Source organism: Photobacterium alginatilyticum, from assembly GCF_009910675.1.
Classification (GTDB): Bacteria; Pseudomonadota; Gammaproteobacteria; order Enterobacterales; family Vibrionaceae; genus Photobacterium; species Photobacterium alginatilyticum.
In genome coordinates this window covers 100,687-118,486 of the sequence record NZ_RSEJ01000008.1, presented here as the reverse complement: position 1 = coordinate 118,486, position 17,800 = coordinate 100,687, and the positions used below count along the sequence as shown (strand labels likewise).

The 17,800-nt window shown below is 50.1% G+C and carries 17 protein-coding genes; 13 read left to right on the top strand and 4 right to left on the bottom strand.

The window, feature by feature from the left end; translation table 11 throughout:
• Positions 1-60: 60 nt before the first annotated feature.
• Positions 61-864 (bottom strand): DUF1853 family protein, encoded by an 804-nt coding sequence (locus tag EIZ48_RS09745; protein WP_160650507.1) that lies wholly within the window; start codon positions 862-864, stop codon positions 61-63.
• Positions 865-984: 120 nt separating this feature from the next.
• On the opposite strand from EIZ48_RS09745, the gene EIZ48_RS09740 reads away from it, so the two are divergent.
• Positions 985-1,191, top strand: a complete 207-nt coding sequence (locus tag EIZ48_RS09740) for a DUF2517 family protein (RefSeq protein ID WP_160650505.1) — start codon at positions 985-987, stop codon at positions 1,189-1,191.
• A gap of 94 nt (positions 1,192-1,285) precedes the next feature.
• Complete coding sequence (locus EIZ48_RS09735; RefSeq protein WP_160650503.1) at positions 1,286-2,044, top strand: Nif3-like dinuclear metal center hexameric protein; 759 nt, start codon at positions 1,286-1,288, stop codon at positions 2,042-2,044.
• A 95-nt stretch (positions 2,045-2,139) separates the two neighbouring features.
• Here EIZ48_RS09735 and EIZ48_RS09730 read toward each other — a convergent pair whose 3' ends face one another.
• On the bottom strand, positions 2,140-3,429 hold the full coding sequence (locus tag EIZ48_RS09730; RefSeq protein ID WP_160650501.1) for a citrate synthase: 1,290 nt from the start codon (positions 3,427-3,429) through the stop codon (positions 2,140-2,142).
• Between the two features lie 390 nt (positions 3,430-3,819).
• On the opposite strand from EIZ48_RS09730, the gene sdhC reads away from it, so the two are divergent.
• The 9 genes from sdhC (at position 3,820) to EIZ48_RS09685 (ending at position 13,812) form a co-directional block, all read left to right on the top strand.
• Complete coding sequence (sdhC, locus tag EIZ48_RS09725; RefSeq protein ID WP_160650499.1) at positions 3,820-4,221, top strand: succinate dehydrogenase cytochrome b556 subunit; 402 nt, start codon at positions 3,820-3,822, stop codon at positions 4,219-4,221.
• Positions 4,215-4,562 (top strand): succinate dehydrogenase, hydrophobic membrane anchor protein, encoded by a 348-nt coding sequence (gene sdhD / locus EIZ48_RS09720; protein ID WP_160650497.1) that lies wholly within the window; start codon positions 4,215-4,217, stop codon positions 4,560-4,562. Before sdhC ends, sdhD begins: the two co-directional genes overlap by 7 nt.
• On the top strand, positions 4,563-6,329 hold the full coding sequence (gene sdhA, locus EIZ48_RS09715; protein ID WP_160650495.1) for a succinate dehydrogenase flavoprotein subunit: 1,767 nt from the start codon (positions 4,563-4,565) through the stop codon (positions 6,327-6,329). It abuts the gene before it with no gap.
• Positions 6,330-6,343: 14 nt separating this feature from the next.
• A complete protein-coding gene (locus EIZ48_RS09710) occupies positions 6,344-7,057 on the top strand; it encodes a succinate dehydrogenase iron-sulfur subunit (RefSeq protein WP_160650493.1) in 714 nt (237 codons plus the stop codon).
• A 111-nt stretch (positions 7,058-7,168) separates the two neighbouring features.
• Positions 7,169-9,979: a 2-oxoglutarate dehydrogenase E1 component gene (gene sucA, locus EIZ48_RS09705; protein ID WP_160650491.1), complete on the top strand. Its 2,811-nt coding sequence runs from the start codon at positions 7,169-7,171 to the stop codon at positions 9,977-9,979.
• Between the two features lie 31 nt (positions 9,980-10,010).
• Positions 10,011-11,234, top strand: coding sequence for a 2-oxoglutarate dehydrogenase complex dihydrolipoyllysine-residue succinyltransferase (gene odhB / locus EIZ48_RS09700; RefSeq protein WP_160650489.1), 1,224 nt, complete (start codon positions 10,011-10,013; stop codon positions 11,232-11,234).
• A 133-nt stretch (positions 11,235-11,367) separates the two neighbouring features.
• On the top strand, positions 11,368-12,534 hold the full coding sequence (sucC, locus tag EIZ48_RS09695) for an ADP-forming succinate--CoA ligase subunit beta (RefSeq protein WP_075768302.1): 1,167 nt from the start codon (positions 11,368-11,370) through the stop codon (positions 12,532-12,534).
• Positions 12,534-13,406, top strand: coding sequence for a succinate--CoA ligase subunit alpha (gene sucD, locus EIZ48_RS09690; RefSeq protein ID WP_160650487.1), 873 nt, complete (start codon positions 12,534-12,536; stop codon positions 13,404-13,406). Before sucC ends, sucD begins: the two co-directional genes overlap by 1 nt.
• Positions 13,407-13,512: 106 nt before the next feature.
• Positions 13,513-13,812 (top strand): VF_A0006 family four-cysteine protein, encoded by a 300-nt coding sequence (locus EIZ48_RS09685; protein ID WP_160650485.1) that lies wholly within the window; start codon positions 13,513-13,515, stop codon positions 13,810-13,812.
• Between the two features lie 76 nt (positions 13,813-13,888).
• Here the strand turns inward: EIZ48_RS09685 and znuB are convergent, their stop codons facing one another.
• Together znuB and znuC are read right to left on the bottom strand one after the other, a co-directional pair.
• Positions 13,889-14,674, bottom strand: a complete 786-nt coding sequence (gene znuB / locus EIZ48_RS09680; RefSeq protein WP_160650483.1) for a zinc ABC transporter permease subunit ZnuB — start codon at positions 14,672-14,674, stop codon at positions 13,889-13,891.
• Entirely contained in the window at positions 14,667-15,446 is a 780-nt protein-coding gene (gene znuC / locus EIZ48_RS09675; protein WP_160650481.1) for a zinc ABC transporter ATP-binding protein ZnuC, read from the bottom strand. The genes znuB and znuC overlap by 8 nt, the downstream gene beginning before the upstream one ends.
• 90 nt (positions 15,447-15,536) lie before the next feature.
• Here znuC and znuA point away from each other — a divergent pair, with 90 nt between their 5' ends.
• Both znuA and mepM read left to right on the top strand, forming a co-directional pair.
• A complete protein-coding gene (znuA, locus tag EIZ48_RS09670) occupies positions 15,537-16,430 on the top strand; it encodes a zinc ABC transporter substrate-binding protein ZnuA (protein WP_160650480.1) in 894 nt (297 codons plus the stop codon).
• A gap of 2 nt (positions 16,431-16,432) precedes the next feature.
• The gene (gene mepM, locus EIZ48_RS09665) at positions 16,433-17,788 is read left to right on the top strand and encodes a murein DD-endopeptidase MepM (RefSeq protein WP_160650478.1); all 1,356 of its coding nucleotides are present in this window, start codon (positions 16,433-16,435) and stop codon (positions 17,786-17,788) included.
• The last annotated feature ends 12 nt before the right edge of the window (positions 17,789-17,800 follow it).

Sequence of the window (17,800 nt, the reverse complement as noted above, 5' to 3'; positions counted from 1 at the left end):
GATTATCTAGCGGATAAAAACGCCCTTTCGAGGGCGTTTTTTTATGCCTGTAAACAGCCATTAACGGTCTCTGTTATGCGTCGGCCAGTGATCGGGCACTACGAACCAGACTTGATCATCAGGGCCGACAGCTTGTGTCGGGATCGATAGCTCATTGGTATCAAGATACATATTGAGCTCCTGGTAACAGGGAGGGCTGATCCACTGCGTCTTGCTCAGTTGTTTCAGTTGTAAGCCTGGTGCCTGTGACTGATAACACCAGGTGCCCACCAGGGCATGCGGGTTGATGGCAATACTTGAGCCTGTTGTATTTTTGTCGTGAGGATAAAACAGCCGACCTTGCATAATCAGGCGCTTGATAGCGGGTTGACCGAACTGGGGAGCAAGCTGCTGTCTAAAGGCGGGATGATCACAGAGTGCTAACTGGTGCTCCAGCATGCGAGCCGTTTTTTTATCGAGGTTGTCATTGGCATTCGGACCAGGCCAGCTGTCTTGATAGGCAAGGTAGAACTTGATGGCAACTTCCCAGTGTTCGAGCTGGTTTGTGACGGTGTTCATGACCAGAAAATCGACGGCACCGAGAGTTTGCTTGTTCCACGTGAGCTGAACTTCTTCTGCCACTAATCGGTAGTGAGGATGAGCTTCAATCAGCTGCTGCCATAGCCATTGGTAATAGAAGCCGAGTCGCCGGTTTCCCTGATACTCGGCGTGCTCAGGAATTTCTGCCTCAGCCCGAAAGGCAGAGAGCCAGCTCTTACTAGCAACTGATGCTGGGCCACAGGTGAGCGACGGGCAGGTAAGCACCGCATTGATGTCGTTTCTAAATTGTTCTCCGCTTGTTAATTTACTGTAAGCATTTGACATATTGGGACTTAGTTTACTCGTCAATTGAAAAATTTGGTCGAAAAATGTGCGTTGTGATGCAGTGCGACAATAATATTTAGATTATTGTTTATACAGGTTAGACCAGTTGTTGAGGCCCTTATGTACAAGTCATTTTCTAAGATCCGCATCTTTTTTCGCCGGGTGTTTGTCGTGCTTGTCGGCGTCATTAGCTTCCCTGTTATGATCTTCTTGTCGATCGATAAACGCTCTCGTTTCTATAGCTACCTGCATCGGTATTGGGTTAAAACCAGTACCAAGCCTGTGTGGCTCGAGGAGTCGGAATACGGCTCGCAAGATCTATATTAGCTAGCCGCTAGTTAGAATATTGAAAAAGCTGCAGTGATGCAGCTTTTTTGATCGCCTCTGATAGAATAATGCTAACTGATAAAAGGAAGCGATAATGAACAACCTCAAATTGGAAGCAGTGTTAAACAAGCTGCTGAGTCCGCATCTTATCAAAGACTATTGCCCGAACGGCCTTCAGGTTGAGGGTAAGTCGGAAGTAAAAAAAGTGATCACCGGGGTGACAGCTTGCCAGGCCCTGATTGATCGCGCTATTGAAGAAAAGGCTGATGCTATCCTTGTTCACCACGGCTACTTCTGGAAAGGCGAGCCGGCTGAAATTCGCGGCATGAAGTTTCGTCGGATCAAGGCCTTGATTGAAAACGGGATTAATCTTTATGCCTACCACCTGCCGTTAGATGTTCACCCCGAGCTTGGTAACAATGCCAAGCTGGCCGAATTGCTTGAAATCGAAGTATTGGGTGGAATGGAGGAGGGCAATCCGCAATCTGTCTCTGTTTACGGCCAATTTGAGCAGCCGCTGACAGGGGAAGAGCTGGCCTCGCGCCTGTCGATTGCACTTCATCGCGAACCGTTACATATTGGCGACAATGCCCCGGCTGAAATTAAAACTATCGGCTGGTGCACCGGCGGCGGACAGGACTTTATTGATCTGGCTGCCCATAGAGGGCTGGATGCCTTCATTTCAGGTGAAATCTCTGAACGGACAGTGCACACGGCGAGAGAATTGGGGATCCACTACTTTAGCGCCGGTCACCATGCCACTGAGCGTTACGGGATCCTGTCATTGGGCGAGTGGCTGGCTGACGAACATAAATTGGATGTTAAGTTCATTGATATCGACAATCCGGTTTAGTGGTTGTGTCATAAAACATTCAATAAAATAAAAGGTTGAGCATTTCTGCTCAACCTTTTGTTTTTGGCTACAACCTGTATCTATAACAAGTACGACTATTCACGTTCGTGGATCGGGCTGAACTCACGCTGCGTGTAACCTGTGTACAGCTGGCGAGGACGGCCGATACGGTTGCCCGGATCGTTGTGCATTTCGTTCCAGTGCGCGATCCAGCCGATAGTACGGGACATGGCGAAGATCACGGTGAACATAGAAACTGGAATACCGATCGCTTTCAGGATAATACCTGAGTAGAAATCAACATTCGGGTACAGTTTCTTGTCGATGAAGTATTCATCAGAAAGGGCAATGCGTTCCAGCTCCATAGCTACGTCTAGCAGCGGATCCTGGATGTTCAGCTCTTCCAGTACCTCATGGCAGGCTTCACGCATTACCGTTGCCCGTGGGTCGTAGTTTTTGTAGACACGGTGACCAAAGCCCATCAGGCGGAATGGGTCGTCCTTGTCTTTCGCACGATCGACGTACTCAGGAATTTTGTCAACACTGCCAATTTCTTCCAGCATCTTCAGACAGGCTTCGTTGGCTCCGCCGTGCGCTGGTCCCCAAAGTGAAGCAATACCTGCAGCAATACAGGCGAACGGGTTAGCACCTGACGAACCAGCCAGGCGAACGGTTGAGGTCGAGGCGTTTTGTTCGTGATCAGCGTGCAGGGTAAAGATTTTGTCCATTGCACGTGCCACGACAGGGCTAACTTCATATTCTTCACATGGTGTCGCAAACATCATATGCAGGAAGTTTTCGGCATAATCAAGATCATTGCGTGGGAAGATAAACGGCTGTCCAATTGAGTACTTGTAACACATTGCAGCCAGTGTCGGCATTTTCGACAGCAGGCGGAAAGCCGTAATTTCACGGTGAGTATCGTTATTGATATCCAACGAGTCATGGTAGAACGCGGCAAGCGCACCAACTACACCACACATAACTGCCATTGGGTGAGCGTCACGGCGGAAGCCGTGGAAGAAGCTGGCAATTTGTTCGTGGACCATGGTATGGCGAGTAACAGTGGTACGGAATGTTTCGTACTGTTCACGCGTAGGGACTTCGCCGTACAAAAGAATATAACAAACTTCTAAATAATCAGCGTTATTCGCTAATTGGTCGATTGGGTAGCCACGGTGAAGCAGCACGCCTTTATCGCCGTCAATATAAGTAATTTGAGATTCACATGATGCAGTGGCTAGAAAACCTGGGTCGAATGTGAAGTAACCGTTAGCGCCAAGTTTACGCACATCGACTACATCTGGCCCTTGTGAGCCCCCGAGAATCGGCAGTTCGACTGGTGCTTCCCCTTCAATGTGAAGAGTAGCTTTCTTGTCTGCCATAACAATCTCCTTTGCTTTTTTATAATCCTAATCCAAAGCGGATGTGCATTTGTTGTACCGATTGAGACGCCATTTGTCAATTTTTGTGCCTGTTTGTGTGCGCTTGTTAATAACTTTGGTTGAAAACGTGCAAAATTTCCAAATCGTGTTAGAGGTCATGTAACGGGATTTGTAATTGGTTGTTACGGGGCGTATACTCGCCGCAGGTCTCTGGTTCTGCAGCTGCCAGGAACGAAAGCTTAAGTTGTCAGCAATATTAGTCACTTAGGTTGCGTTTTGTTTTTAGGTCCCCGTTAAAACATTATTGCAACCAAAGGTTACAAAGATGTTAAGTTTGTATTTTCTGGCTTAAGCGGATCGGAGAATTCTATAAAAAAATAAAATGCTTCAATGGAGCTGAGTGGGCAAACCGTGAAAGTAAATAAGCCAAGACCTGTCAACCTCGACCTACAGACGATTCGCTTTCCTCTGACGGCGATTGCGTCAATCCTGCACCGTGTATCAGGCGTGATCACATTTGTTTCTGTTGCCATCCTACTTTGGCTATTAGGCCTTTCCCTTTCCTCCCCAGAAGGTTTCGCAAGTGCTGCCAACATTGTTGACAGTTTTTTTGTGAAGATTGTTTTGTGGGGTGTACTGACAGCATTGTTCTATCACATTGTGTTGGGCGTGCGTCACTTGATGATGGACATGGGATATTTTGAAGAGATGGATTCCGGTATTGCGAGCACCAAAGTGAGCTTCGCAATCGTAGCGGTTCTAGCTATCTTCGCTGGAGGCCTAGTATGGTAAACAACGTATCGACAATCGGCCGTAATGGTATACACGATTTTATTCTGATTCGCGCAACGGCAATCATTCTAACCCTTTACACCATTTACATGGTCGGATTCTTCGCCTTTGGCCCGGATCTAAGCTATGAAACATGGACCGCGTTTTTCGGCAAGCTGAGCACCAAGGTTTTCACCATGCTGGCGCTGCTGTCGGTTCTGATCCATGCCTGGATCGGTCTGTGGCAAGTGCTGACTGACTATATTAAACCTGCCGCCCTACGAGCAGGTATTCAGTTTGGTGTTGTAGCTGTCCTTTTTGTCTACCTGTTTTCAGGTTTCTTCATTGTGTGGGGTGCGTAAGTGAGCATTGCAGTTCGTGAGTTTGATGCCGTAGTAATCGGTGCTGGTGGTGCAGGTATGCGTGCCGCACTACAAATTTCTGAACAAGGCCTGAAATGTGCCCTGTTGTCTAAAGTTTTCCCTACCCGTTCACATACCGTGTCGGCACAGGGCGGGATTACCGTTGCGCTAGGTAATTCGCACCCGGATAACTGGCAGTGGCATATGTATGACACTGTGAAGGGCTCTGACTATATTGGTGATCAGAATGCCATTGAATATATGTGCCAGAACGGTCCTAAATCGGTGATCGAGCTGGAGAAAATGGGTTTGCCGTTTTCTCGTTTTGATAACGGTACGATTTACCAGCGTCCGTTTGGTGGCCAGTCCAAAGAGTTCGGTGGCGAGCAGGCGGCACGTACTGCCGCGGCGGCTGACCGTACCGGTCATGCCTTGCTTCATACGCTTTATCAGCAGAATGTTAAGCACAAGACCACGATTTTCTCTGAGTGGTATGCATTGGATCTGGTGAAGAATCAGGATGGAGCGATTCTGGGCTGTACTGCGCTTTGCATGGAAACCGGTGAAATTTGCTACTTCAAGTCGAAGGCCACTATCTTGGCTACCGGTGGTGCAGGCCGTATTTATGCCTCGACCACTAACGCCCACATCAATACTGGTGACGGTGTCGGTATGGCACTGCGTGCCGGTGTACCGATGCAGGATATGGAAATGTGGCAGTTCCACCCGACAGGTATTGCCGGTGCCGGTGTACTGGTGACCGAAGGCTGTCGTGGTGAAGGTGGTTATCTGCTGAACAAAGACGGCGAGCGCTTTATGGAGCGTTATGCGCCGAACGCCAAAGACCTTGCCGGTCGTGACGTTGTTGCCCGTTCGATGATGGTCGAAATCCGTGAAGGCCGTGGCTGTGACGGACCATGGGGGCCACACATCAAGCTGAAACTGGATCACCTTGGCAAGGACGTACTGGAATCTCGTCTGCCGGGGATCTGTGAGCTGTCGCGTACCTTTGCCCACATTGACCCGGTGAAAGAGCCTATTCCGGTGATCCCGACCTGCCACTACATGATGGGTGGGGTACCAACTCAGGTATCCGGACAGGCAGTGAAGCAAAATGCTGCTGGTCAGGATGAGGAAGTCCAGGGCTTGTTTGCTTGTGGTGAGATAGCCTCGGTATCGGTTCACGGTGCCAACCGCCTGGGTGGTAACTCGCTGCTTGACCTTGTGGTATTCGGCCGTGCAACGGGTCTGCACCTTGGTGAAACCCTGCTGGCACAGGCTGAAGCCCGTCCTGCAACCGAGTCTGACATCGAAGCTTCCCTTGAGCGTGTTAACCGCTGGAACAGCACTCAGAAGGGTGAAGACCCTGTTCAAATTCGTAAAGATCTTCAGTCGTGCATGCAAAACAACTTCTCGGTATTCCGTGAAGGTGATGCTATGGCAACAGGCCTGGAAGAGCTTAAAGTTATCCGTGAGCGTCTGAAGGAAGCCCGTCTGGATGATACCTCTACCGAGTTCAATACCCAGCGTATTGAATGTCTGGAGCTGGAAAACCTGATGGAAACGGCCTACGCAACGGCTGTTGCAGCAAATTACCGTACCGAAAGTCGTGGTGCCCATGCCCGGTTCGACTTCCCTGAGCGTGACGATGCAAACTGGTTATGTCATTCAATTTACAATCCTGAGACAGAGCAAATGTCGAAGCGTGATGTAAATATGTCACCTGTTCATCGAGAGGCGTTCCCGCCTAAAGCACGTACTTACTAAGGGAGGGATGAAAGATGAATTTGAATTTCTCGATTTACCGCTATAACCCAGATGTAGACAGCGCCCCCCACATGAAAGGCTACACCCTTGAGGTGCCTGAGGGGTCAGACATGATGGTATTGGATGCATTGATCTTGCTGAAAGAGCAAGACCCGACACTTGCCTTCCGTCGCTCATGCCGCGAAGGTGTCTGCGGCTCGGACGGCATTAACATGAACGGCAAGAACGGCCTGGCGTGTATTACACCGTTATCGGCACTGACAGGCGAGAAGACCATAGTGATCCGCCCGCTGCCCGGCCTGCCGGTTATCCGTGACCTGATCATCGATATGGATCAGTTCTACTCTAACTATGCCAAAGTGAAGCCGTTCCTGATTGATGATGATGCACTGCCGCCGTCACGTGAGAACCTGCAGTCGCCGGAAGATCGTGCCCATCTTGATGGCTTGTATGAGTGCATTATGTGTGCGTGCTGTTCGACATCATGCCCATCGTTCTGGTGGAACCCGGATAAATTTATCGGGCCGGCAGGTCTGCTGGCAGCCTACCGTTGGCTAATTGACAGTCGTGATACTGCAACAGATGAACGATTATCAGATCTTGACGACGCTTTTAGTGTTTTTCGTTGCCATGGCATCATGAACTGTGTAAATGTTTGTCCTAAGGGATTAAATCCAACGAAGGCGATAGGCCACATTAAATCAATGTTGCTAAAACGCGCGGTATAAATTAGTCGAATTATCGATATGCTGGCTTCTTGACTCGCTATCGGAAGCCAGCTTTAAAGCCCGGGCTAGAGACCGGCGCAAATGGCGATAACTAGTGGTTAAGGGAAAAAAATGCAGAACGGCGTTATGAAGGCTTGGCTTGAGTCTTCACACCTGGCTGGCGCCAATGCAACTTATGTAGAAGACCTCTACGAGTTGTATCTTAGCGACCCAGAATTAGTCGACGAAAAATGGCGTCACGTATTCAGTGATTTGCCTGTGGTGAGTGAAGTTGCTGTCGAGCAACCGCATTCGCGTGTTCGTGATTACTTCCGACGTCTGGCTAAAGAGACAACCCATCTAAGTGCTACCGTCAGCGACCCAGATGTTGATGCGAAACAGGTTAAGGTATTGCAGCTTATCAACGCATACCGTTTCCGTGGCCATCAGCATGCAAACTTAGATCCGTTAGGACTATGGCAGCAGGAGCGAGTGCCTGATCTCGAACCTGAATTCCATAACCTGACCGCAGAAGATTTCAACGAAACTTTCAATGTCGGCTCTTTCGCTATCGGCCAAGAGACGATGAAGCTTTCTGAAATCTATGATGCGCTGAAAAAAACCTATTGTGGTTCGATTGGTGCTGAGTACATGCACATTACCAATACTGATGAAAAGCGCTGGCTTCAGCAGCGTCTGGAATCGGTAGTGGGCCAAGGTGCATTCTCGAAAGACGAAAAACTGACTTTCCTCGATGAGCTAACAGCTGCCGAAGGTTTGGAGCGTTATCTGGGAGCCAAATTCCCGGGTGCCAAGCGTTTCTCCCTGGAAGGTGGGGATGCGCTTATTCCGATGGTGAAGGAACTTATCCGATACGCCGGTACCAACGGCGCCCGCGAAGTGGTCGTCGGTATGGCGCACCGTGGCCGCCTGAATATGCTGGTTAACGTGTTGGGTAAAAAGCCGCAGGACTTGTTTGACGAATTCGCCGGTAAGCACGGTGAATCTTGGGGAACCGGTGATGTAAAATACCACCAGGGTTTCTCTGCGGATTTTGCAACGCCAGGTGGTGATGTACATTTAGTTTTGGCATTCAACCCATCTCACCTTGAAATTGTGAACCCCGTGGTTGTCGGCTCTGTGCGTGCAAGACAGGATCGCCTTGGCGACAAAGACGGCTCGCAGGTCCTGCCGATCACCATTCACGGTGATTCCGCAATTGCTGGCCAGGGCGTGGTCGCTGAAACATTCAACATGTCTCAGTCACGAGGTTACCGAGTCGGTGGTACGGTTCGAATTGTGGTCAATAACCAGATTGGTTTTACGACCTCGAATCCGAACGATACCCGCTCGACGCAGTACTGTACTGACATTGCGAAAATGGTCCAGGCACCAATTTTCCACGTCAATGCCGATGATCCTGAAGCGGTAGCCTTTGTTACTCGTATTGCACTCGACTTCCGAAACACCTTCAAGCGTGATGTTGTGATTGATCTGGTCTGTTACCGCCGCCATGGCCACAACGAAGCTGACGAGCCTAACGCCACTCAGCCGTTGATGTACCAGAAGATCAAGAAGCATCCGACTCCGCGTAAGATCTATGCCGATGCGTTGACAGACAACGATACCGTTGATCTGGAAACAGCGACATCACTGATCAACGAATACCGTGATGCACTGGATCGTGGTGAGTGCGTAGTGAAAGAATGGCGTCCGATGAAGCTTCACTCTGTCGATTGGGCTCCGTATCTGGGTCACGACTGGACGGTTGAATGGCCTAATACCATTGAACCATCTCGTCTCACAGAACTTGCCCAGCGTGTCTGTCAGTTCCCGGAAAGCCATAAGCTGCAAAGCCGGGTCCAGAAACTGTATAACGACCGACAGGCCATGATCGCCGGTGACAAGCTGGTTGATTGGGGGATGGCTGAAACATTGGCCTACGCTACCCTGGTTGATGACGGAAACCGTATCCGGATCACCGGTCAGGATTCGGGGCGTGGTACTTTCTTCCACCGCCATGCTGTTTTGCATAATCAAAGTGATGCCAGTACCTATGTTCCGCTTGCCAATGTTCACGATAAGCAGGGTGCATTCCAGGTTTTTGACTCGGTATTGTCAGAAGCTGCGGTATTGGCCTTCGAATATGGCTATGCGACGGCTGAGCCTGGTGGCTTGACGGTTTGGGAAGCGCAGTTTGGTGACTTTGCCAACGGTGCCCAAGTGGTCATTGATCAGTTCATCAGCTCCGGTGAGCAGAAGTGGGGCCGTATGTGTGGCCTGACGATGTTGCTACCTCACGGCTATGAAGGCCAGGGGCCGGAACACTCGTCTGCACGCCTTGAGCGTTATCTTCAGCTTTGTGCGGAACAGAACATGCAGGTGATTATCCCGTCGACACCTGCGCAGGTTTATCACATGCTTCGCCGTCAGGTGCTTCGTCCGATGCGCCGTCCGCTGGTTGTAATGTCGCCGAAGTCTCTGCTTCGTCATCCTCTGTGTGTTTCGACGATGGATGATTTGGCTATCGGTAATTTCCTACCGGCGATTCCAGAAATTGATGACTTGGATCCGAAGCAAGTTAAACGCGTGGTGTTCTGTTCCGGTAAGGTTTACTTCGACCTGCTAGAACAACGCCGTAAAAACGAGCAGACAGATGTAGCTATTGTTCGTATCGAACAGCTATACCCATTCCCGAAAGAAGACGTTGAAGCCGCGTTGGCTGATTACCAGCACGTGACAGACTTCATCTGGTGTCAGGAAGAACCGCAAAACCAAGGTGCCTGGTATTCAAGCCAGCACAACTTCCGTTCGGCAATACCGCAAGGTGCTGCCTTGAACTATGCGGGCCGTCCGGCATCTGCTTCACCGGCTGTAGGTTACATGTCGGTTCATTTGAAACAACAAAAAGCGCTCATCGAATCAGCGTTGACCATAGATTAACAAGAACTGGAACAATAAGGACAAAACCGATATGACGATCGAAATTCTGGTTCCCGATTTACCTGAATCAGTTGCAGATGCGACAGTGGCAACTTGGCACAAGCAGCCTGGTGATGCCGTTACGCGTGATGAAGTTCTGGTTGATATCGAAACAGACAAAGTGGTGCTGGAAGTTCCGGCACCTGAAGACGGTGTTCTGGAAGCAATTCTAGAGACAGAAGGCACTACTGTATTAACCAAGCAGTTGATTGGTAAAATTAAAGCCGGTGCTGTTGCCGGTGAACCTACGGCCGATGTTCCTGCTGAAGCAGAAGCCTCGCCTAACAAGCGCAATACTGCATCACTGTCTGAAGAAACGAACGAAGCACTGAGCCCGGCGGTTCGCCGTCTGCTTGGCGAGCACAGCATCAATGCTGCTGACGTCAAAGGTACCGGTGTTGGCGGGCGCATCACCCGTGAAGATGTCGAAGCGTTTGTCAAAGAGGGTAAAGCACAGGCTCCTGTTGCGGCACCTGCACCTGCTGTCGAGGCTAAGGCAGAAGCGCCTCTGGCTCATCGCAGTGAAAAACGTGTTCCGATGACCCGCCTGCGTAAGCGTGTGGCAGAGCGTTTGCTAGAAGCGAAAAACAGCACAGCGATGCTGACTACCTTCAACGAAGTGAACATGAAGCCAATCATGGACCTTCGCAAGCAGTACAAAGACATTTTTGAAGAACGTCATGGCATTCGCCTGGGCTTCATGTCTTTCTATGTCAAGGCTGTTGTTGAAGCGCTGAAGCGTTACCCGGAAGTGAATGCATCGATTGATGGTGATGACATTGTTTACCACAACTTCTTCGATGTGAGCATTGCGGTATCAACGCCACGCGGCTTGGTGACTCCAGTCCTTCGTGACTGTGACAAGCTTAGCCTGGCGGAGATCGAGAAAGGTATTCGTGAGCTCGCTATCAAGGGCCGTGACGGTAAGCTAACCGTTGATGAGTTGATTGGTGGTAACTTTACTATCACTAACGGTGGTGTGTTCGGTTCGCTGATGTCTACCCCGATTATCAACCCGCCGCAATCAGCTATTTTGGGTATGCACAAAATTGCTGACCGCCCAATGGCCGTTGACGGCAAGGTTGAAATCCTACCTATGATGTACCTGGCATTGTCTTATGATCACCGCTTGGTTGATGGTCGTGAGTCGGTTGGGTATCTGGTAACGATTAAAGAACTTCTAGAAGACCCGACACGTCTGCTACTGGACGTTTAATACTTAAAGCTAAGCCGGGCAAGGCTCGACGCCCGGCTTGAACACGGCTTTAGGTATCATTGACGAAGAAATACCCAAGAGTATTTCAGATGGAATAACAAGTCCCAAAGGGATATAAAACGGATAGAACATCATGAATCTGCATGAATATCAGGCAAAACAGCTGTTTGCTGAGTACGGTCTGCCAGTTCCAGAAGGCTATGCTTGTGATACACCACAAGAAGCTGCTGAAGCTGCCGGTAAAATCAGTGGTGACAAGTGGGTCGTTAAGTGCCAGGTCCACGCTGGTGGTCGCGGTAAAGCGGGCGGTGTTGAGCTGCACGATACCAAAGAAGGCATTAAAGAGTTTGCTCAGAAATGGTTGGGTAAAAACCTGGTGACTTACCAGACAGATGCCAATGGTCAGCCGGTAACGAAAATTCTTGTTGAAGAAGCCTCAAATATTGCCAACGAACTGTACCTGGGCGCGGTTGTTGACCGTGGTACTCGTCGCATTGTGTTCATGGCATCGACTGAAGGTGGTGTTGAGATCGAGAAAGTTGCGGAAGAGACACCGGAGCTTATCCATAAAGCCGCAATTGATCCCTTGGTCGGCCCTCAGCCATACCAAGGCCGTGAACTGGCATTCAAACTGGGTCTTAAAGGCGACCAAATCAAGCAGTTCACCAAGATCTTCCTGGGCCTTGGCAATATGTTTGCCGATTACGATTTGGCATTGCTTGAGATCAACCCGTTGGTTATCACTGGTGATGACAATCTGCTGTGTCTTGACGGCAAAATTAATATCGATTCAAACGCGATGTACCGTCAGCCTAAGCTACGTGAAATGCACGATCCTTCGCAGGAAGACGAGCGAGAAGCACATGCGGCGCAGTGGGAACTGAACTACGTTGCCCTGGACGGTAGCATCGGTTGTATGGTTAACGGCGCAGGCCTGGCGATGGGTACGATGGATATCGTAAACCTTCACGGTGGCCAGCCAGCCAATTTCCTGGATGTCGGCGGCGGCGCAACCAAAGAGCGTGTAACCGAAGCATTCAAGATCATTCTCTCCGACAGCAATGTAAAAGCTGTATTGGTTAACATCTTCGGCGGTATCGTTCGCTGTGACCTGATTGCTGAAGGTATTATCGGCGCCGTTGAAGAAGTGGGTGTCGAGGTACCGGTTGTTGTCCGTCTTGAAGGTAACAATGCCGTACTGGGCGCAGAGACACTGGCTAAGAGTGGCCTGAATATTATTGCTGCGACTTCCCTAACTGAAGCAGCGGAAAAAGTAGTTGCTGCAGCGGAGGGTAAATAATGTCAGTTCTAATTAATAAAGATACCAAAGTAATTTGTCAGGGGTTCACCGGTGGTCAGGGGACTTTCCACTCTGAGCAGGCGATTGAGTATGGAACGCAGATGGTTGGCGGTGTCTCGCCTGGCAAAGGCGGTACCAGCCACCTTGGCCTGCCTGTCTTTAATACCGTGCGTGAAGCCGTTGAAGCGACTGGCGCAACAGCAACCGTAATCTATGTACCGGCACCGTTCTGTAAAGATGCCATTCTTGAAGCGATTGATGCAGGTATCGAGCTGATCGTGACGATCACCGAAGGTATTCCGACGCTTGATATGCTGGATGTCAAAGTACGTCTGGACGAAGCTGGCGTGCGTATGATTGGTCCTAACTGCCCGGGTGTGATCACGCCGGATGAATGTAAGATCGGTATCATGCCGGGTCACATCCATAAAGCCGGTAAGGTCGGTATCGTGTCGCGTTCAGGTACCCTGACTTATGAAGCCGTTAAGCAAACCACAGATGAAGGCTTCGGCCAGTCAACTTGTGTTGGTATCGGTGGCGACCCAATTCCTGGCGCAAACTTTATCGATGTTCTGGAAATGTTCGAGAAAGATCCAGCGACTGAAGCCATTGTCATGATCGGTGAAATCGGTGGTACGGCTGAAGAAGAAGCGGCTGCCTACATCAAAGAGCATGTCACCAAGCCTGTAGTTTCGTACATTGCTGGTGTTACAGCGCCTCCGGGCAAGCGTATGGGCCATGCTGGTGCAATCATCTCCGGTGGTAAAGGTACCGCTGATGATAAATTCCAGGCGCTTGAGTCTGCCGGTGTTAAAACCGTGAAGAGCCTGGCTGATATCGGTAAGGCACTGCGCGAAGTTACTGGTTGGTAATATTCGCTGCAAAGATAATGAAAACCCGCCATCTGGCGGGTTTTTTTGTTTGGTATTACCCTCAAGTTTGTACAAGCTTGGAAATAAGCGAAGAGGGTAGGCATAAATGAAGTGGCTGAGCAGTATTATCGTTATTGCTGTTAGCTTGCACGTCGGTGCGAAAGAAGATAAGGCCGGGTATGAAGATTGTGTACTGGCGCATGTATCCGGAACCGAGGATGCGCTGGCAGCCAACTTGATGACCTGCGCTTGTCACCGCCTATATATCGATAATTTTATGCTGTCCGAGCAGGATCAGGGCTATTATCAGTGCCTGCTGGACTACATGCCTGATGCCAAGAAAGCTGAGATTACACTTCAAATAAAACGCACCTGTAACGACAAGCACCGAAGCTTGTTTCGTTAATTGATTTTAATAATACTAAAAAGCCTGCAGAGACTGTCTGCAGGCTTGATAATGGTCGTGATGAATGTAAGCCGGGTTAGCCGTCGGCTCGTTTAAACTGGCTGAGCATAAACATCGCGGCGGCGGCAACCACCACGGAAGGGCCGGCAGGTGTATCGTAATGCCAGGACATGGCAAGACCGAGCATCACTGCAACGGAGCCGATAGCAGATGCCAGACCGGCCATAAACTCCGGGCTATGGGAGAACCGCCTTGCTGTTGCGGCAGGAATAATCAGCAGTGAAGTAATAATCAGTGCACCGACAAACTTCATTGCCACCGCAATCACCATACCGACCATCAGCATCAGCATCAGACGCATCAAATCGACATTGACGCCTTCTACCTGGGCAAGCTCTTCATTGATCGTCATTGACAGCAACGGACGCCATAGGAAAACCAGCAAGCCCATCACTACAGCGCCGCCACCATAAATCCATAACAAATCGGTCGTGGTTACTGCCAGTAGATCACCAAACAGGTAGGCCATTAAATCGATGCGAACATGATCGAGGAAGCTCACGGCAACCAAACCGAGTGACAAGGCGCTGTGGGCGAGGATCCCCAGCAGGGTGTCGGTTGCGACATACTTTTGTTTCTGCAGGCTTACGAGGATCACTGCCAGTGCCAGGCAGCAGATCACCAGGGCCAGATTGAGGTTGATATTGAACAGAAAGCCGAGGGCAATACCCAACAATGAGGCATGAGATAGGGTGTCGCCGAAGTAGGCCATTTTGCGCCAGACGACAAAGGAGCCCAGTGGTCCGGCCAGGACGGCAATGCCGATGCCTGCAATCAGAGCCGGGAGAATAAAATCAAGCATTGTGTTTCTCTTGTTGCTCGTGGTGATGGTGCTGGCATGGGCCTACCGGACTGCCTGCAAGATCGTGTTCGTGGTTGTGGTGGTGATGGTAGAGTGCCAGTTGCTCACTCTGCTGAGTCCCGAATAGAGCTACGTATGACGGGTGGCTGGTGATAGCTTCCGGCGCGCCTGAACAGCAGACATGATGGTGCAGGCAAATTACGTTGTCAGTTTTTGCCATGACCAGATGCAAATCGTGCGAGACCATTAAAATGGCACAATTGAGCTTATCGCGTAGCGATTGGATCAAACTGTACAGCTCGAGCTGGCCGTTGACATCCACACCTTGTACCGGCTCATCAAGTACCAGTAGATCCGGGCTCTGGAGCAGTGCTCGCGCCAGTAGGACACGTTGCATTTCCCCACCGGAGAGTGAATGCATATTACTGTGGTGCAAATGCGTACCACCGACCAGTTTGAGGGCCTCGATCCGGTCGTTATTGCTATATCGGCCGGCCAGTCGCATAAAGCGATCTACGCTGAGCGGCAGTGATGCGTTCAGTTGTAATTTTTGCGGCACATAGCCTATCCGGAGTCCTTTCTTACGAATGACCTTTCCTGCTGTGGGTTTGCGCAGACCGGTGATGACTTTTACCAGGGTCGATTTGCCTGCACCATTGGGGCCGATCAGAGTTGTGATCTGGCCTCGTTCAAGTTTGATTGAAACTTGATCAAGCACGTGCCGCTCCGAAAAAGTCACGGTAACAGTCTGTAATTCAACTAAGGTTGTCATAAAAAGTGCTTCAAGGTATTTGCCAAAGTGAGATGTTATAATATAACATTTCCACTCTACTTGTAATCAATTATTATTTCGGAAACCATTATGCGCCGTTTGTTTCTTTGCCTCTGCTCTGTTGCATTGCTGTTCTCATCAACCCTTTCTGCTAGCGAGTTTAAGGTAGTGACAACCGTTAAACCCCTGAACTTAATTGTACAGGAGTTAACTGACGGCGTCGCAACCACTGAGACCTTATTGCCGCCAGGCACATCCCCTCATGATTACGCATTGCGCCCGTCAGATGTCAAAAAACTAAGAGACGCGGATCTGGTTGTTTGGGTTGGACCTGAGCTGGAAATGTTTCTGTCAAAAGTGCTGGATGCGAAAGGTAACAGCTTGGCACTGACAGAACAACATACAATCGATCTTCGCTCGTATGAAGAGGGGGCTGAAATTGACCACGGTGATCACAGTCATAGCCATGACGGGGTTGATCCGCACCTGTGGCTGGGGCCAAAGCAAGCGATTCAGGCGGCGAAGGTGATTTCTGAGGCGCTTATCAAATTTGATCCATTGCATAAAAATAAATATGAAGATAATCTTTCTCGGTTCGTGTCTGAAGTGGAACTGGCCATTGAAGAGCTGAACACTGAGCTGAAGCCACTAGCCAGTCGCGGCTATTATGTTTTCCATGATGGTTACGGCTATTTTGAAGCACAGTTCGGACTCAATAATCTCGGGCACTTTACCGTTGACCCTGATCGTCGTCCGGGCGCGAAAACATTAGTTTCTATCCGTCGAGCATTACAAGACAAGCAGGCACAGTGTGTATTCAGTGAGCCGCAATTTTCACCGGCGGTAGTAAAGAGTGTCGTTAGTGGCACAGAAGTCAATATTGGAACCCTTGACCCGATGGCAACGGAGATTGCAGAGGAAAAGGGAGGTTATGTCCGATTTTTGCAAGAATTGGGGCAGAGTTTTACCAAGTGTCTTAAATAATAATGAAAATATTCAAGGTTGCGGCCTTAACAATTAAACAATTACCCCGCCAGCATCGAATTGCTTTAGCCTCAACCTCATTGATCGTCGTGGCTGCCTTGGTATGGCAGCCTTCATCGCCGCTTCAGCAGGCTGTAACCTATCAGTCTGATCAACGTATTGACGTTGAGCTCCCGCTTGAAGAGTTAGATGTCCTGTCTGAGCAAAACAGCGAGCCGATGGGCGCTGTGCTTGATCCCGAAGATCCGGAATTTCTGGCGCCGAAAGATGAGCTGGAGCAACAACTCGAAGAAGTGGTTGATATCGCCCATAACCATAAGGTGGCTTCTGGCGAGACATTAGGCGCGATTTTCTCGCAGTACGCGTTGCCCCTGGCTGATATGTACCGTTTGATCAAGGTGAACAAGTCGATCCAGAACCTCCGCGTGGGCCAGATGATTGAATGGTCTGTCGATGATGAGGGCCGGGTCAAAGAGTTCAGTATTAAGCGCAGTGCAAAATTGACTGACTTATATACGCTTGCTGGGCCGGGTTATGAGTTCAAGCAGCTGGAAGAGAACGGCGAAATAAAGCCGGTGATGCTGACTGGACGGATCTCCGGCAGTTTTTATCAGTCAGCTCGCGCCGCTGGCCTGACGCCCAACCAGATCCAAACCGTGGTTCAGGCCCTGCAGTGGCGGTTTGACTTCGGCCGGGAGGCACGTAAAGGCGACCGGTTTGCTGTTTCTGTCGAGCGTGAGTTTATTGATGGCAAAGCGGTAACACGGGGCGATGTGAAATCGCTTTACTATTTGAGTGGTTCTCGCGAAGTGTTCGTGATGCGCCATGAGGACGGCTTGTTCTACGATGCCGACGGCAAGAGCCTGAATCGTGCGCTGCGCCGGATACCGTTAGCCAAGCGTTACCGAATCAGTTCGTCGTTTAACCCAAGGCGTAAACACCCGGTTACCGGGCGAATATCTCCCCACAACGGAACAGATTTTGCCACACCGGTAGGCACGCCCGTGCTTGCTGCCGGTGATGGCGTGGTCGTCAAAGCAAGAAAACACCCGCTAGCCGGCAATTATGTGGTAATTAAGCATGGCCGGGAATATATGACTCGTTATCTTCACTTACATAGATTGCTGGTGAAGGTTGGTGACAAAGTGACTATGGGCCAGCGTATTGCGCTGAGTGGCAATACCGGGCGGTCAACCGGACCTCACCTTCACTACGAGCTGATCAAGAAAAATCGTGCGGTAAATGCGATGAAGGTTCCCTTGCCACAGGCCGAGCCTGTCTCGTCAAAACAGCGAGGTCGTTTTGTTCAGCTTGCCAGCGACGAAAGACAGAAGCTACTGGCGGTAATGCCGGGCTGATGAAAAAGCGCA

Bases quoted from the DNA above. Each gene is read 5' to 3' on its own strand.
- EIZ48_RS09730 (WP_160650501.1), bottom strand. From the start codon at position 3,429: ATGGCAGACAAGAAAGCTACTCTTCACATTGAAGGGGAAGCACCAGTC.
- znuB (WP_160650483.1), bottom strand. From the start codon at position 14,674: ATGCTTGATTTTATTCTCCCGGCTCTGATTGCAGGCATCGGCATTGCC.
- EIZ48_RS09740 (WP_160650505.1), top strand. From the start codon at position 985: ATGTACAAGTCATTTTCTAAGATCCGCATCTTTTTTCGCCGGGTGTTT.
- EIZ48_RS09685 (WP_160650485.1), top strand. From the start codon at position 13,513: ATGAAGTGGCTGAGCAGTATTATCGTTATTGCTGTTAGCTTGCACGTC.
- sdhC (WP_160650499.1), top strand. From the start codon at position 3,820: ATGGAGCTGAGTGGGCAAACCGTGAAAGTAAATAAGCCAAGACCTGTC.
- znuC (WP_160650481.1), bottom strand. From the start codon at position 15,446: ATGACAACCTTAGTTGAATTACAGACTGTTACCGTGACTTTTTCGGAG.
- odhB (WP_160650489.1), top strand. From the start codon at position 10,011: ATGACGATCGAAATTCTGGTTCCCGATTTACCTGAATCAGTTGCAGAT.
- EIZ48_RS09745 (WP_160650507.1), bottom strand. From the start codon at position 864: ATGTCAAATGCTTACAGTAAATTAACAAGCGGAGAACAATTTAGAAAC.
- EIZ48_RS09710 (WP_160650493.1), top strand. From the start codon at position 6,344: ATGAATTTGAATTTCTCGATTTACCGCTATAACCCAGATGTAGACAGC.
- sucC (WP_075768302.1), top strand. From the start codon at position 11,368: ATGAATCTGCATGAATATCAGGCAAAACAGCTGTTTGCTGAGTACGGT.
- sdhD (WP_160650497.1), top strand. From the start codon at position 4,215: ATGGTAAACAACGTATCGACAATCGGCCGTAATGGTATACACGATTTT.
- sucA (WP_160650491.1), top strand. From the start codon at position 7,169: ATGCAGAACGGCGTTATGAAGGCTTGGCTTGAGTCTTCACACCTGGCT.
- mepM (WP_160650478.1), top strand. From the start codon at position 16,433: ATGAAAATATTCAAGGTTGCGGCCTTAACAATTAAACAATTACCCCGC.
- sucD (WP_160650487.1), top strand. From the start codon at position 12,534: ATGTCAGTTCTAATTAATAAAGATACCAAAGTAATTTGTCAGGGGTTC.
- EIZ48_RS09735 (WP_160650503.1), top strand. From the start codon at position 1,286: ATGAACAACCTCAAATTGGAAGCAGTGTTAAACAAGCTGCTGAGTCCG.
- znuA (WP_160650480.1), top strand. From the start codon at position 15,537: ATGCGCCGTTTGTTTCTTTGCCTCTGCTCTGTTGCATTGCTGTTCTCA.